The organism is Polymorphospora rubra, assembly GCF_018324255.1.
Lineage (GTDB): Bacteria > Actinomycetota > Actinomycetes > Mycobacteriales > Micromonosporaceae > Polymorphospora > Polymorphospora rubra.
Genome location: NZ_AP023359.1, coordinates 4,983,627 through 4,997,021 on the forward strand (window position 1 = coordinate 4,983,627; position 13,395 = coordinate 4,997,021).

At 66.3% G+C, this 13,395-nt stretch carries 14 protein-coding genes and 2 tRNA genes; 11 read left to right on the forward strand and 5 right to left on the reverse strand.

Annotated elements, in window-relative coordinates:
- Positions 1–139: 139 nt before the first annotated feature.
- Positions 140–571: an SsgA family sporulation/cell division regulator gene (locus Prubr_RS22485; RefSeq protein ID WP_212816880.1), complete on the reverse strand. Its 432-nt coding sequence runs from the start codon at positions 569–571 to the stop codon at positions 140–142.
- 403 nt (positions 572–974) lie between these two features.
- On the opposite strand from Prubr_RS22485, the gene Prubr_RS37005 reads away from it, so the two are divergent.
- The gene (locus Prubr_RS37005) at positions 975–1,469 is read left to right on the forward strand and encodes a TIGR02611 family protein (protein WP_425517938.1); all 495 of its coding nucleotides are present in this window, start codon (positions 975–977) and stop codon (positions 1,467–1,469) included.
- A 60-nt stretch (positions 1,470–1,529) separates the two neighbouring features.
- Positions 1,530–1,601, forward strand: a tRNA-Val gene (locus Prubr_RS22495).
- A 75-nt stretch (positions 1,602–1,676) separates the two neighbouring features.
- Here Prubr_RS22495 and Prubr_RS22500 read toward each other — a convergent pair.
- The 4 genes from Prubr_RS22500 to Prubr_RS22515 form a co-directional block, all read right to left on the reverse strand.
- The gene (locus tag Prubr_RS22500) at positions 1,677–2,897 is read right to left on the reverse strand and encodes a tyrosine-type recombinase/integrase (RefSeq protein WP_212816882.1); all 1,221 of its coding nucleotides are present in this window, start codon (positions 2,895–2,897) and stop codon (positions 1,677–1,679) included.
- Positions 2,897–3,094 carry an excisionase family DNA-binding protein gene (locus tag Prubr_RS22505; protein ID WP_212816883.1) on the reverse strand — a complete coding sequence of 66 codons (198 nt, stop codon included), beginning with the start codon at positions 3,092–3,094 and terminating at the stop codon, positions 2,897–2,899. The genes Prubr_RS22500 and Prubr_RS22505 overlap by 1 nt, the downstream gene beginning before the upstream one ends.
- Complete coding sequence (locus tag Prubr_RS22510; RefSeq protein WP_212816884.1) at positions 3,091–4,641, reverse strand: replication initiator; 1,551 nt, start codon at positions 4,639–4,641, stop codon at positions 3,091–3,093. Before Prubr_RS22510 ends, Prubr_RS22505 begins: the two co-directional genes overlap by 4 nt.
- Positions 4,642–5,148: 507 nt before the next feature.
- Positions 5,149–5,469, reverse strand: coding sequence for a hypothetical protein (locus Prubr_RS22515; RefSeq protein ID WP_212816885.1), 321 nt, complete (start codon positions 5,467–5,469; stop codon positions 5,149–5,151).
- 680 nt (positions 5,470–6,149) lie between these two features.
- Between Prubr_RS22515 and Prubr_RS22520 the strand changes: the two genes are divergently transcribed.
- The 9 genes from Prubr_RS22520 to Prubr_RS22560 all read left to right on the forward strand — a co-directional run bounded on the left by Prubr_RS22520 (position 6,150) and on the right by Prubr_RS22560 (position 13,269).
- Positions 6,150–7,160, forward strand: coding sequence for a ParA family protein (locus tag Prubr_RS22520; RefSeq protein WP_212816886.1), 1,011 nt, complete (start codon positions 6,150–6,152; stop codon positions 7,158–7,160).
- Complete coding sequence (locus tag Prubr_RS22525) at positions 7,123–8,199, forward strand: PIN domain-containing protein (RefSeq protein ID WP_212816887.1); 1,077 nt, start codon at positions 7,123–7,125, stop codon at positions 8,197–8,199. Before Prubr_RS22520 ends, Prubr_RS22525 begins: the two co-directional genes overlap by 38 nt.
- A gap of 75 nt (positions 8,200–8,274) precedes the next feature.
- Positions 8,275–8,351 (forward strand) — tRNA-Pro (locus Prubr_RS22530).
- 290 nt (positions 8,352–8,641) lie between these two features.
- Positions 8,642–8,845 carry a transposase gene (locus Prubr_RS22535; RefSeq protein WP_281425823.1) on the forward strand — a complete coding sequence of 68 codons (204 nt, stop codon included), beginning with the start codon at positions 8,642–8,644 and terminating at the stop codon, positions 8,843–8,845.
- Positions 8,842–9,648 (forward strand): IS3 family transposase, encoded by an 807-nt coding sequence (locus tag Prubr_RS22540; RefSeq protein ID WP_212816889.1) that lies wholly within the window; start codon positions 8,842–8,844, stop codon positions 9,646–9,648. The genes Prubr_RS22535 and Prubr_RS22540 overlap by 4 nt, the downstream gene beginning before the upstream one ends.
- On the forward strand, positions 9,573–10,922 hold the full coding sequence (locus Prubr_RS22545; RefSeq protein ID WP_425517932.1) for an IS30 family transposase: 1,350 nt from the start codon (positions 9,573–9,575) through the stop codon (positions 10,920–10,922). The genes Prubr_RS22540 and Prubr_RS22545 overlap by 76 nt, the downstream gene beginning before the upstream one ends.
- Before the next feature lie 324 nt (positions 10,923–11,246).
- Entirely contained in the window at positions 11,247–12,317 is a 1,071-nt protein-coding gene (locus Prubr_RS22550) for an IS110 family RNA-guided transposase (RefSeq protein ID WP_212816890.1), read from the forward strand.
- A 25-nt stretch (positions 12,318–12,342) separates the two neighbouring features.
- Positions 12,343–12,579 (forward strand): IS3 family transposase, encoded by a 237-nt coding sequence (locus Prubr_RS38275; RefSeq protein WP_212816891.1) that lies wholly within the window; start codon positions 12,343–12,345, stop codon positions 12,577–12,579.
- Positions 12,580–12,735: 156 nt separating this feature from the next.
- A complete protein-coding gene (locus Prubr_RS22560; RefSeq protein ID WP_212816892.1) occupies positions 12,736–13,269 on the forward strand; it encodes a GNAT family N-acetyltransferase in 534 nt (177 codons plus the stop codon).
- The last annotated feature ends 126 nt before the right edge of the window (positions 13,270–13,395 follow it).

A 13,395-nucleotide genomic window follows, 5' to 3' on the forward strand; every position in this document is an offset into this window, starting at 1 on the left:
AAAGCCGACGGTTCACAGCGGGCGAGGCGGGCAGTTCACATGGCCAGGCTGGCAGTTCACTGGCAGAAAGGCGCCGCACGGACTCGGCAGATCCGTGCGGCGCACCGGCTTTCCGGCCCCGGAGGACCGGACGGTTCGGTCAGCGGCCGGCCAGCAACCGGTTGACCGCGGTGTCGACGTCCAGGTGCTCGGTCTCGCGACCGCGCGGCACCACGACGTACGTCCGGCGCAGGAACCGGACCAGGACACTTCGGGGCACTTCAAACAGTGCGTTCCCATCAGGTGAAGAAAGGGCAAGAGCGGCGAAGTCGCCGCGCGGGGTGGCCCAGGGCCAGACCCGCACGTCGCCGATCCCGGCAGGCTCGTCAAGCCCGGTGACGAGCAACTCCCGGGCGAAAGACCAGCTCACCGCCTCGCCGCCGGCGGACTCGGCGTGGAACAGGATGTGGACCGCGTACGGGTCCGCTGGGTCGTAGCGCAGACTGGCACGCACCGGCAACGCGGTGGCATCAGGCGCGACGAGCCGCAACGACGTTTCGACCTCGACGGTCGTCGGTCGGATGACACTCATGGACGAACTCCCCCCGGCACCGCTGCGAGGCGCGCGTGCCTCGCGTTTCCCATACTCAGGTGATACTCCTGGTTACGCTCCGCCATACGCTGATCTCACCCAGTAGTGGGAAGGCGGTACCGAGTTGCCTCAAGAATGCGAAAATCCTTGTACGATCTTCGGTTCTGCCTAAGCACTCGATCCCGCCCGGCGTCGGGTGGTTCAGACGTCGACTCACTCCGGTAACGTCCAGTTGTCCTGTTGAGTGACGGGCCGTGGTGCACTGGGGGGCGAAATGACTGCGGAACAATCCTCGATCGAGCATGCGCCCCCAGGGCAGCTGTCCGACCTGTCACCCGTACCGGGGACCAGTCCGGCCGTAACAGGAAAACGTGCCGCACACGACGACGAGTGGAGGTACGCGGTGCCGCGTCAGGAAGGCCGCGACCGGCAACCGGACGGCGCGCCGTCGGCGCCCGGATCCGCGCCGGAACCCGCCACCGTCGTCGTCGACGCCGCCGTGACCGGCCGACGCGGACGCCTGCGCACCACCCTGGACCTGATCCGGTCCAATCCCACCGGTCGCGCCGCCCTGCGGATCTTCATCGGCGTCACCGGCGCCATCGTCGTCATCATCGGCCTGATCCTCGTGCCGCTGCCCGGCCCCGGCTGGCTGATCGTCATCGGCGGCCTCGCCATCTGGGCCGTCGAGTTCCACTGGGCCCGCCGCCTGCTCGCCTTCACCCGCAAACACGTCACCTCCTGGACGCGCTGGGTGACCCGACAGTCGCTGCTGGTGAGAGGGGCGATCGCGCTCGCCTGCTTCGTCTTCGTCAGCGCCGTGGTCTGGCTGTCGGTCAAGCTCGGCCTCGGCATCGACCTGGTGGCCACCGTCCTGAAGTACATCGCGACCAACTGACGACCCGCCGCCCCGGATGTGCACCGGGGCGGCGGCATCGGGTACAGTCATGCGCGCTGAGGGCGATTAGCTCAGCGGGAGAGCGCTTCGTTCACACCGAAGAGGTCACTGGTTCGATCCCAGTATCGCCCACGCAGTTCAAGGCCACCTTCCATCGATGAAGGTGGCCTTTCTGCTGTCCGTACAGCAGCGGAGTACAGCAACGCCTCAGCCGTCCAGAGCCGCTCCGAGCCGGCGTAGCGCGTCCCGGGTCGCGGTCGACGACACCTGCGTGTAGACCTCCATCGTCACCGAGAACCGGGCGTGCCGGAGCACCCGCATCGCCACTCTGGAGTGGACGTCGAGGTCGGCCAGCAGCGTGGCGCAAGTACGCCGCGCGTCGTGGACGGTGATCGGCCGTACGCCGGCTTTGATGCACCGGGACTGCCAGGAACGCTGAAAGTTGCGTGGCTCGATCGGCGTGCCATATCGGGTGGTGAATACGAGGTCGGATTCCTGCCACGCCTTTCCGGCCGAATCCCGCGCGCCGTCGCGCTGTGCCTTCCGCAGTCTGAGTGCCGTTCCACAGATGTCGGGCAGCGGGAGTGTCGCCTCTGACGCCTGCGTCTTGGTGTCGCGGTGCAGCAGCCGGCCGCGTACCCGTTGCAGTTGCCGGCCGACGGTCAACTCACCTCCGTCGAGGTCGACGTCGGTCCAGGTGAGTCCGAGCGCTTCGCCCTTGCGGAGGCCGACGACGAGGACCAGGGCGTACGCGGCGTACAGCGGGTCCTCGTCATGTCGGGCGGACTCCAGGAACCGGCGGGCCTCGTCGCTCGACCACGCCTTGCCCCGGCGGCGACGGACGGTTGCCACGGTGACCGGTACGGCCGGGTTGCGGGTGATGAGTTCTTCGGCCTGGGCATGACCGAGGGCAGCCCGCAGCGCGGCCCGGATGTCGCTGACCGTACGTGTCGACGGGACCGCCTGGCAGCAGCGACCGACGGCACAGCAGCGGCGCCGGTCCTTCGGGCGGGCGGCGTCCTTGCCCTGCGCGCAGCACTGGCAGGTCCGGGCCACCTGGTTGAGCCAGGTCTGTACCTCGCGTGGCCGGAGCCGGTCGAGCCGCTTGGTGCCGAGGCCGGGGGTGATGTAGCGGCGGACGAACGTCTCGTAGGTGGCGTAGGTCAGCGGTGCCCGGTGCGGCTCGATGATTTCGGTCAGCCAGTAGGAGAGGAACGTGTCGACGGTCGGGACGCTGGTGGCCACCGGTCCCTGTTTCGCCTGCCGATGCAGGCTGATCCACTTGTCGTGGACGAGTTCGCGGGTCTTGCCGTAGACGTACTTGCGGGTCCGCTTGCCGTCCGGCTTGGTGACCCAGACGTACGCGGCCAAGCCGTTGCGGTACGGGAAGATCGAGCCTTCGCCGTTGGCGCGGGTACGGCCGGGCATCAGGCGGCCTCCTGCCGTGCTACCTGGTCGCGGACGTAGTCGTCGACCCATTCGGGCAGGATGCGGCGGTACTTGCCGTCCTTGATGGACCGCAGCTCACCGGTGGCGATCTTCATTTTGACCTTGGACAGGCCGAAGCCGAGCAGGACGGCGACCTCGGCGGGGGAGTACCAGCGTGGGGTGAGGTCACGGCTCATGCGGCGGCCCCGGCGAGCTGGGCATCGAGTTCCTGCCGGCCGGCGCGTCTGCACTCCCGTCGCCGGATGGCGGCGGTGTTGGCCAACAGGGCGTCGCCCTCGGTCAGCCAGCCGGAGCCGGCGAAGCTGAGCGTCCCGACGGTGACGGTGTCGGCGCTGTCTTCTTCGGTACGACGGTAGGCGGCGCGGGTGTCGCGGAGCTGGCCGAAGGTGACGGAGTAGCGGCGGGCCTTGGTGAGGAAGTGGCCGCCGAAGCCGAGCATGTGCGCCCACTGCCGCAGCCCGGCATAGCCGCTGTCAACGGCGTCTTGACGGTGTTCGCTGCTTGCCGTGTCTGTGTTGGTCGCGTTGTGAATGGGGCGTCCGAGGCGCCAGCAGGCGTCGATGAGGCGGGCCAGGTGGTTGCCGTCCGGGTCGGCGTAGTCGCCGACGGTGTCCGGGGTGAGTCGGGTGGAGCAGTGGCCAGTGATCTCGGTGGACTTGGTGGCGTACTTGGCGAGGTAGCCGGCCACCGATCGGCCGGTGATCTCAGTGGTGGAGTCGAGCCGGCGTACGTCGGTCTGGGTGCCCCAGGCCACCAGCCAGCCCTCCGGCCGGTCCCGGTGCGGCGGGGCGGTGGCGGTGATCTGCCGCGCGGCGGTGTGTACGGCGGCGGCCAGGTCGTCGACGGTGATGCCGGCCGGTGGCGGTACCAGGGCAGCGCGGTCGTCCGGGTCGACGCCGTCGAGGCGGAGCAGGACGTGGAAGTGCACCGCGCCTCGGCGCTGCATCTCGGCGACCTTGCCGTGCGCGACCCGGACCGGTGGGACGGTCCGCACCCGCCCGGTACTTCCGACGGTCCGGACCGGCCGGATGCCGCGTCGGCGGCAGAGCGCGGCGAGGTGGCGTTCGATGGCCTGTTTCGTGCGTCGCCAGAGTTCGCCTGAGAAGTGGTTCCAGACGACCTGGTGGTCGTGGTCGTAGCAGTCGAGGCAGAGCGGCTGGCCGAGCTGCTGGTCGTCGGTGTCGTGGCGGGCGAAGCAGGCCGCGGGTCGTCCGTGTCGGCAGGTGGCGGCGGTACGTCGGGCGTGGCACGGTGCGGGCCGGCAGTCACAGCGCCGCCGGTCGCGGCAGGTGTGGCTCGGGATGTGCCGGTGGTGGACCGTTCCGAAGGAGGGGGCGGTGAAGGTGGCGAAGACGATTGGGTGCCGGGCGACGGAGGCGGGTACGCCCTTGCCGCCGGACAGGCCGCAGCGGACGACCTGGAAGGCGTCGCCGGCGTAGACCCAGGCGCAGTCGGGGCACTGTGCGGCGCGGCGGTTGCCGCAAGCTTTGTAGAGCGTGCGGTCCGGCAGGTCGTCGGTGTGCCGGTCGTGCAGCACCCGGCCGGTGGTCGGGTCGACGGTGGTGAGCGTGCCGGTCAGGCGGATCGGACGAGTGCAGCCGCCGGCAGCGCTGGTGTGCGCGAGCCAGCCGAAGTAGTCCGGTGTGGTGGCGGCACGGTGCATGGCCTGGGCGTCCAGGCCGGCGGCGACACCGGGCCGGTACAGGTCGAGTGTGGTGGGCATGACCTCTCTTCTCGGGGGGTGGTGGCAGGGACGGAGACGATCCGCCACCACCTGCGAGGTCATGCGTTCCGCTGGTGGCGTTCGTCGGGTCTCCTGGCACCGCCCGAGAGCGACGGCTCATGCCGGAGGCGGACGGCCTGGTCAGCCGCTTCCGCGAGGGGTTGCTGTTACGGCCTGGTGGCCGGGATGGGTGGGGGAGCCTGGTCGTCGGTGTTCGGCTGGAGTGCCGCAGGCTCCGCCACCCGTGCAGTGATCGAATCCGGGCCATCGTGGACGGCGTGAGGCCGTGCTGGGCCGCTCAGTGGATTCGAGGCGATCGAGAGCGGGCGGTGGTCCGCGTCAGCGGCGAGAAGGCCGCTCGGCAACTCCGAAGTCGAGTCCAGCGATCCGGCGGGAAGGCCGCGCTGGCGTACTCGACGCCGCAAGAGTAGCACCGAGTCCCGACACGTCAACCCGGCGTGATTGGATGTCGATGATGGTGCCGCCGTTCGGTTCAGCGCTGCCTGGCTATAGCTCGATGCGGTAGTCGAACGATCGCTCGGAAGGGCCGGTGTACCTGCGCAGGGTGAAGCGGTGATGCCCTTCGGCGGGGTTCACGATGACGTCGAACATGTTCTCGTCTGCGAACCGCAGCATGAATACCGGATCGAGGTTGCACAGAAAGGCAAAGTCGTCGCGGTCCTCGTCGTTGTCGCTGACCAGGCAACCATGAGCCGCCCAATTCCCTTCGTCAGCATCGGTGATCACGACGTCCACCTCGATGCTGCCGAGCAGGGTCGAGGAGTTCGCCCACCAGTCGAGCCGGCAGCGGCCCTCAAAGCTGTCCACCCTGCCATCCTCCCAGGCGACCTTTCGCCGGCCAGTGTGGGAGAACTTTCTGTACGTCTATCAAGGCGGCCCGAGACGGGCCGCACGCGCCGCCGTCTGGGCGCGCGTCCGTCGCTTCGCTGGCGCTCCGACTCCGGCCACGCAACACGCCCGCCGGCTGGCGCGGAAGCGGAAGGCCCAAGCGGGCCGCGACGACGACACCAGGTTGTGTAGCGGTTGGGGTGCGCCGGCCGGCAGTCGGCCATGACCGGGACCAGGCCGACGCGCCCGACGACCCGGTCGGCGTCGACGAGCGGGGGCCGGGCCGTGCGGGGGTTGCGGTTACTGCGCCTCCGGCGGGGGCGCTTCGGCTCCGGGATGGCCGGTCGCCGTCGGCGGGTCGCGGTCCGTGGGTGGTTGCGGTGGTGCCATCCCGCCTGCCATCGACCCGGGCAAGCCGAGCAGACCACCGCCCCGACCCGCCAGCGTCCTTACGAGCCGTCAAGGTCCGCTTGCCATGGCGGGCCGGGGCGGCGGCCCGCTCCCACGGTGGGCGGGTCGACGGCAGACGGGATGGCGATACTGAGCGAGCTCCGTGCCTGGGGCATCGCGGCATGTCTGAAGAGCCGGCTTCCTAGAGATGTGAGACCATCTCCCCGCTCGACCCTTCGGGGGCATCCAAGATGAGCGGAAGGTGGAGCTTGAAGACGATCGCGTTCTACAACCACAAGGGTGGGGTAGGTAAGACCACTCTTCTGTTCAACATGGGGCTTGCGTTAACCCGGCAGGGTAATAAAGTGCTGTTTGTTGATGGTGACGCTCAAGCCAACCTTACCAGTATAAGCCTCCGAGATGAACAAATTGATCGTGCCTACCGGGAAGGTAGGACCATCTATCATGGGCTGGCGCCGCTGGTGGAGGGTACCGGCGATATTGCGCACATCCGCCCCCTGAAGATTCGCAACCTTGCGTGGGTCCTTCCTGGTCATATTCGGCTCAGTGTCTTTGAAGAGATAGCCCCAGAAGGATGGATCGGTGCTCTCGCCGCCAATCCGCGCGGATATCGTGTTAGCACTGCCGTGCAACGCCTCATGAAACAGGTGGCGGAATCTGTTGACGCGGATTACATCCTATTGGATTTAGGGCCAAATGTTGGTGCATTTAATCGAGCTGCAATTCTTGGTGCGGACGGATTCGTTATACCGATGGCGCCCGACCTATTCTCGCTGACTGCGCTTCCAAGTGTGGGTGAAAGTGTCAGTCGATGGGTTGAAGAGTGGAAGATCGCGTTGGGGGCCTCTACTCGCCGCCCACTCAGTCTTGGATTTGACTTGCCGATCGGTCAACCGTCGCCGCTGGGGTATATTAGTCAGCAGTTTGCGGTTTACCGGGAGCAGCCGGCAGAAGCTTACCGTAAATGGATTTCTCAGATACCGGGAGAATATCAGAGTGGCGTGGTTGAGGCGCTGAAGAGTGTTGGTGTGGCTTGCCCGTCAGGTGAAGGGCAGATTGGTGAGGTTCGGAACCTTTCAAGTCTCATACCAATGGCTCAACGTAACCGATCGGCTGTATTCGAGTTGTCGGGCTCCGAGGCGCGAGGGGCCCAGTTTACTCGCGCGAAAGATACGCTGGAACTCTTTACTGACCTAGCGGTCAAGATGGTCGATCGACTCGATGAGGTTGTTGCAATTGACGATAGCGCTGGTATTTGACACCTGCGTGCTACCTCAACGGGGTAGCATCAGTAGCAACATATTCTTTTCGGTACTCTTCCAGATCTCTCGAATCCGAGGTTATCGGCTATTAATAAGTGAAATGACCCAGGTTGAGTCACTCGGATACCGAAGGCGGGCGGCGTCTGCCGCGCTAGATGATCTACGGTCCGCAATACGGGAAGCTGCAAAGTACTTCGAAGCGGATGAGGTCAGCTACTACCTGCCGAGTGAGGACGATGTTATTCAGCGCTGGGAGGATGAGCTATCCTCTTTCGAGCTGATCCCAATCGCTGGGGAAGATGCGATTGCTGCGCTCAGGCGGGAAGCGGATAGGATTCCTCCTGCGCGCGCTACGCCCGACGGATCTGCCGTTGGGAGTAGGGATGCTGCAATTTGGTTGTCGGTCAGGCGTTTTCATCTCAGTGGCGGCGCCGAGCAGGTTACCTACTTTGTTTCAAGTAACTCTACAGATTTCGGTGCTAAGTCGAATAAGCGACTACTGCGATCGGAGCTTCTGGAAGAGTTGCGCGACGCTCGTGACCGATTCTTCTATTTTCCGAATCTTAGCTCTCTCGTCGAGAGCTTCGCGGATAAACTTGCGACTTTAGATATTTCCCGTGAGTATCTGCGGAGCCTCCAGGAGAATCTCCAAATAGATTCATTGATAGCGGCGTCCGCGCGTCGGATGATTCCCTCGAGTTCCGAGTGTGAGACTGTCGGCGACAGGATCGCATTGGTTGATGCGCAGGAGAAGAGTGCTTTTGGTGTTGACGGAAACAGGTTGTCGCTACTGTTGGTAGAGTTCGATTTTTTTATCCTCCTGCGAAATGAGAATGGTTACCTCACGAGTAAATATGGTGGTCAGGCTAGGATCTGGTTATATGACGCCAATGGAGTCGCCACTGTTGAGCTTGATCAGTTAAGGCCGATGACCCACGTAGAAACTGTCGTTCTCGATTCCGTGCTTGATGCTCTGGGTGGCGACGGTTCTTCTGGCTCGGTGGAGGGTGTGGGGCCGCAAGCGTTGGGTGACTAACTGAGTGACGATCGGAGGATACTGGGGCGGACAGTCATGGACGGTCTCAGACATTCAATGCCTGGTCGCCAAGGTCTGGAAGCAAGTCAGCGTCGACTGATCGTTGCCTGGGGGGCAAGGAGTCGTCGGTTCGAATCCGGCCGTCCCGACCAGTTCAGAGGGCATATCTCATGGACGAGATGTGCCCTATTGCCGTGCCGGTGACTATGCCGGCGGTCCTGGCGCGACGCCGAAGATCCGGTTCATGGCGACCGCTCCGTTGAGAAGCTGAGCCACCCCCGCTTCCATGGAGCCTCTTGATCATGGTCTGATGGCCGTGGGGAGGAAGTCGTCCGTGGTAGCACCGAAGAAGTACCCCGACGAGCTGCGTCAGCGGGCTGTGCGCTTGTATCGCGAGTCGGACCCGAAGCCTGTGATCCGGCGTTTGGCCGAGTAGCTCGGCGTGCATCCTGAGGCGTTGCGGAACTGGATCCGGCAGGCCGAGGCCGACGCGGGTGAGCGGCACGACCGGCCCACCAGCGAGATGGTTGAGGAGAACCGCCGGCTTCGTGACGAAGTCGCCGAGCTGCGGCGGGCGAACGAGATCCTGAAGGCGGCGAGCGCGTATTTCGCGGCGGAGCTCGACCCGACCCGGCGACGGTCATGACGTTCATTGATGAACACCGTGACCAGTTCGCGGTCGCGCTCCTGCTACGGGTCCTGAACATCGGCGCCTCGACGTACTACGCGTGGGTCAAGCAGGTCGAACAGCCATGCGACCGCGACATGGTCGACCTGGGCCTGATCTCCAACATCCACGAGATCTGGACCGCGTCCGGGCATGCCTACGGCGCGGACCGGGTGCATCGGCAGCTACACCGTGACGGGATCCGCGTGGGCCGCAAGCGGGTGGAGCGGCTGATGGCCGACCAGGGCTGGCAGGGCGCGTTCCTGCGCCGGGGCTGGCGCGGCGGCTCCACCCGGCAGGACCCTCGGGCGACACCGGCGCCGGACCTGGTCAACCGGCGGTTCACCGCGGCCGGACCGAACCGGCTGTGGGTCGCCGACGCCACCCGCATCCCGTGCGGCGAGGGCGTGTTCTGGCTGGCCGCGGTCCGCGACGCCTTCTCCCGCCGGATCGTCGGGTGGAAGACCTCCGACCGCTGCGACACCGACCTGATCCTCGCCGCCCTCGAATACGGCATCTGGTCCCGCGACGTCCGCGCCGGCCAGCTCATACATCACAGCGACAGGGGCTCGAACGGCGGATTCAACTGGTCGTCGCAACACCTTGATCACGGAGGTTTGCGATGGGGCGCGGTAAGAAGCAGATATCTGAGGCGCCGGCTGGTGCGCGGCGCCAGTGGGCGTCGGATCGGGCATTGCGACCGCCGATGCGTTCACCGGGACGGCCGGAGCCGTCTCGTGCGGTGCAGCGGGACTTCTGGCGGCGGATCGCGTCGGGGGTAACGACGGTGGAGGCCGCGGAGGCGGTGGGTGTGTCGTGGCCGGTCGGGTCCCGGTGGTTCCGTCACGCTGGCGGCATGCCGCCGATCAGCCTGGACGAGCCCACGGGCCGTTACCTGTCATTCGCCGAGCGGGAGGAGATCGCGCTGCTGCGCGCCCAGGGGGTCGGCGTGCGCGAGATCGCCCGCAGGATCGGACGTGACCCGGGAACGATCTCACGCGAGCTGCGCCGTAACGCGGCGACCAGGGGCGGTAAGCCGGTCTACCGGGCTTTGGTGGCGCAGTGGAAGGCGCAGCAGGCCGCGAAGCGCCCGAAGACCGCGAAGCTCGTGAGCAATGGCAGGTTGCGTGAGTACGTACAGAACCGGCTTGCCGGCGGTGTCCGCCGACCCGACGGCACGATCGTCACCGGGCCTGAGACGCCAGCGTGGAAGGGGCTGAACAAGCCGCATCGGCAGGACCGCCGCTGGGCGACGGCGTGGAGCCCGGAGCAGATCTCGCACCGGCTGCGTGTCGACTTCCCCGATGATGAGTCCATGCGCATCAGCCACGAGGCGATCTACCAGTCACTGTTCATTCAGGGGCGTGGAGCGCTCAAGCGTGAGCTGGTCGCGTGTCTGCGCACCGGCCGGGCGCTGCGGGAGCCTCGGGCGCGGTCGCAGAACAAGCCGCGAGGGCATGTCACTGCCGATGTCGTCCTCTCCGAGCGTCCTGCCGAAGCCGCGGACCGCGCGGTCCCAGGGCACTGGGAAGGGGATCTGATCATCGGGACGGGCCGCTCCGCGATCGGCACGCTCGTCGAGCGCAGCAGCCGCTCCACGCTCCTCGTGCATCTGCCTCGGCTTGAGGGCTGGGGCGAGAAACCACCGGTGAAGAACGGTCCCTCGCTCGGCGGCTACGGCGCCGTCGCGATGAACACCGCGCTTACGGCATCAATGACGAGGTTGCCCGAGCAGCTGCGCAAGACCCTCACCTGGGACCGCGGGAAGGAACTCTCCGGTCATGCGCAGTTCACCCTCGATACCGGCACGAAGGTGTTCTTCGCCGATCCGCACTCGCCCTGGCAGCGGCCGACGAACGAGAACACGAACGGGCTGCTGCGCCAGTACTTTCCAAAGGGCACCGACCTGTCGAGGTGGTCCGACGAGGACCTCGAAGCCGTCGCCCTCGCGGTCAACAACCGGCCCCGCAAGATCCTTGGCTGGAAGACCCCAGCCGAGGTCTTCGCCGAGCAGCTACGCTCACTACAACAGCCCGGTGTTGCAACGACCGATTGAACTCGCCAACTACACGTCCTTCCGCTTCGCGGAACGCTTACAGGACAACGGGATCCTGCCGTCGATGGGATCCGTCGGCGACTCGTTCGACTGTGAGACTGGTAGTCGCCGGTAGGCGGCCTGACTCCTGTTACGACTGACCCCGCGGTTTGGGTGTCCTTGCTGTTGATCTGTCGTCTGTCTGCCGGCAGCACCGCAGTGGTGCTGGCCGGGCGGGCAGTGACCTCATAGGAGCCTGATCGCAGCAGGTCCCGTCACAGTCCCGTCCACCCGGCCGGCCAGCGTCACGAACCCCCGTCGCCCTGGTCTGAGCTGGAGCCCGCGATGTCAAGCATGAGTCCCGATCCACGCCGACGTCGAGTCGTCATTGGCGTCGACACCCACAAACACGTCCACGTCGCCGTCGCCCTGGACGACATCGGCGGCCGCCTCGACGCCCGCTCGTTCCCCGCCGACCGCGGCGGCTACGAACAACTACTCGACTGGGCCGCCGCCTTCGACGCCCGGAAGCTGATCTTCGCGATCGAGGGCACCGGCTCCTACGGGGCAGGGCTGACCTCTGCCGTCCGCCGACGCGGTCTCGGCGTGATCGAAGTACTGCGCACCGACCGCCGGGATCGGCGACTACGGGGCAAGAGCGACACCCTCGACGCCGAGAACGCCGCCCGCTCGACGCTGGCCGGCAACTCCACCAGCGTTCCGAAGACCAACGACGGCACGGTCGAGATGATCCGCCAGATCAAGGTCGCCAAAGACGTCGCGGTCAAGGCCCGCACCGCCGCGATCATCACACTCAAGGCAGTGCTGGTCACCGCCAGCCCCGAACTACGCGAACAGCTGCAACCCCTGTCGAAGATGGCCCTGATCGAACGCTGCGCCGGCCTACGTCCCGGCCCGGTCACCAGCGTGCTCGCCGCGACCAAGCACACACTGCGCTCGATCGCCCGCCGCTGGCAGCAACTCAACGACGAGATCAAGACCCACGAGGCACTGCTTGAGGAACTCACCAGCCAGCTCGTGCCGCAACTGGTCGCCGCGTTCGGCGTCGGCGCCGACACCGCCGCGGAGATGCTCATCGTCGCCGGCGACAATATCGACCGAGTCCGGTCCGAACCAGCCTGGGCCCGGCTCTGCGGCGTCGCACCGATCCCCGCCTCCTCCGGCATGACCAACCGACACCGACTCAACCGCGGCGGCCACCGCCAAGCCAACGCCGCCCTCTACCGCGCCGTCATCGTCCGCATGCAACACCACGAACCCACCCGCACCTACGTCACCCGCCGCACCGCCGAGGGCAAGACCAAAGCCGAGATCATCCGCTGCCTCAAACGACTCCTCGCCCGCGAAATCTGGACCCTGCTCCGCCCCCTACGCACCGTCCCCGCCGCTACTTGACAGATATAGGAGCGTCAACGCGCTCATGGAGAACTTCTGGTCGACGCTGAAGATCGAACTCGTCTACCGCACCTCCTGGCGGACCCGCGACGAGGCCGAGAACGCGATCTTCGCCTACATCGACGGCTGGTACAACACCCACCGCATCCAGAAGGAACTGGGCTACCTCAGTCCCGACGACTACGAGACCGCCTGGCACACCCGCCAACACAACCCAGCCGAGCCACCTATCGCCACCCCTGCGCCAGCCGGCAGCAGGTAACCACCGCTCCATCAAAGCGGGGGAACTCATCCGCCCACTGCCCGTCCTGGCCGGTTGACTTCCAGTACGTGTACGGCGTGAGGTCGGCAAAGAAGGTCACGGCCCATGCCTCCACTGCGGGCCACTTGAGGTGGCTCATCCGAACCACATGACATCATGCCGGTTGTGATCGTCCGGCCTGCGACCGTGGAGGACGCCGAAGCGCTCGCTGTGGTGCACGTACGGTCCTGGCAGGAGGCGTACCGCGGCATGGTCCCGCAGGAGTATCTCGATCAACTCGATCCGTTTCGCCGCCGGCAGGCATGGCGACGGCGGATCGAGGATGCCCCCGCACCGGCGGGAACCCTCGTAGCCGAGCGCGAGGATGACGGGGTGCTGGGGTTCGTCAGCGTCTCGCCGAGCCGGGACCCGGACCTGGACCCGGGGCTTGTCGGCGAGGTGCAGGCGGTCTATCTCCTGCCGGAGTACTGGGGGCAGGGCGTGGGCCAACTGTTGATGGCGGCGGGCTTGCGCCGGTTGGGGGAGGCGGGCTATCACGAGGTGGCCTTGTGGGTGCTCGAGACCAACTGGCGCGCTCGACGTTTCTACGAGGCCGGCGGCTGGCGGGTCGACGGATCGACGAAGACGGACAGCTCTCGAGGCTTCCCCCTGACCGAGGTCCGCTACCGCCGCCGCCGTTCGACGGGTTGATCGGACTCCAGCGTGGCTTGATTCACTTCCCGAACGCACCCATCGGGTCCTGGCTGTCGCGTGCCGGATGCGGCTGCCAGTATCGGGTAGCGAGGGCATCTGGGGGCGAGACCGGGACACCGTCTG

Excerpts from the sequence above, each read along its gene's own strand:
- Prubr_RS22540 (WP_212816889.1), top strand. The coding sequence starts at position 8,842 with ATGACGTTCATTGATGAACACCGTGACCAGTTCGCGGTCGCGCTCCTG.
- Prubr_RS22545 (WP_425517932.1), top strand. The coding sequence starts at position 9,573 with ATGCGTTCACCGGGACGGCCGGAGCCGTCTCGTGCGGTGCAGCGGGAC.
- Prubr_RS22510 (WP_212816884.1), bottom strand. The coding sequence starts at position 4,641 with ATGCCCACCACACTCGACCTGTACCGGCCCGGTGTCGCCGCCGGCCTG.
- Prubr_RS38275 (WP_212816891.1), top strand. The coding sequence starts at position 12,343 with ATGGAGAACTTCTGGTCGACGCTGAAGATCGAACTCGTCTACCGCACC.
- Prubr_RS22500 (WP_212816882.1), bottom strand. The coding sequence starts at position 2,897 with ATGCCCGGCCGTACCCGCGCCAACGGCGAAGGCTCGATCTTCCCGTAC.
- Prubr_RS22485 (WP_212816880.1), bottom strand. The coding sequence starts at position 571 with ATGAGTGTCATCCGACCGACGACCGTCGAGGTCGAAACGTCGTTGCGG.
- Prubr_RS22560 (WP_212816892.1), top strand. The coding sequence starts at position 12,736 with ATGCCGGTTGTGATCGTCCGGCCTGCGACCGTGGAGGACGCCGAAGCG.
- Prubr_RS22550 (WP_212816890.1), top strand. The coding sequence starts at position 11,247 with ATGTCAAGCATGAGTCCCGATCCACGCCGACGTCGAGTCGTCATTGGC.
- Prubr_RS22525 (WP_212816887.1), top strand. The coding sequence starts at position 7,123 with ATGAGGTTGTTGCAATTGACGATAGCGCTGGTATTTGACACCTGCGTG.
- Prubr_RS22505 (WP_212816883.1), bottom strand. The coding sequence starts at position 3,094 with ATGAGCCGTGACCTCACCCCACGCTGGTACTCCCCCGCCGAGGTCGCC.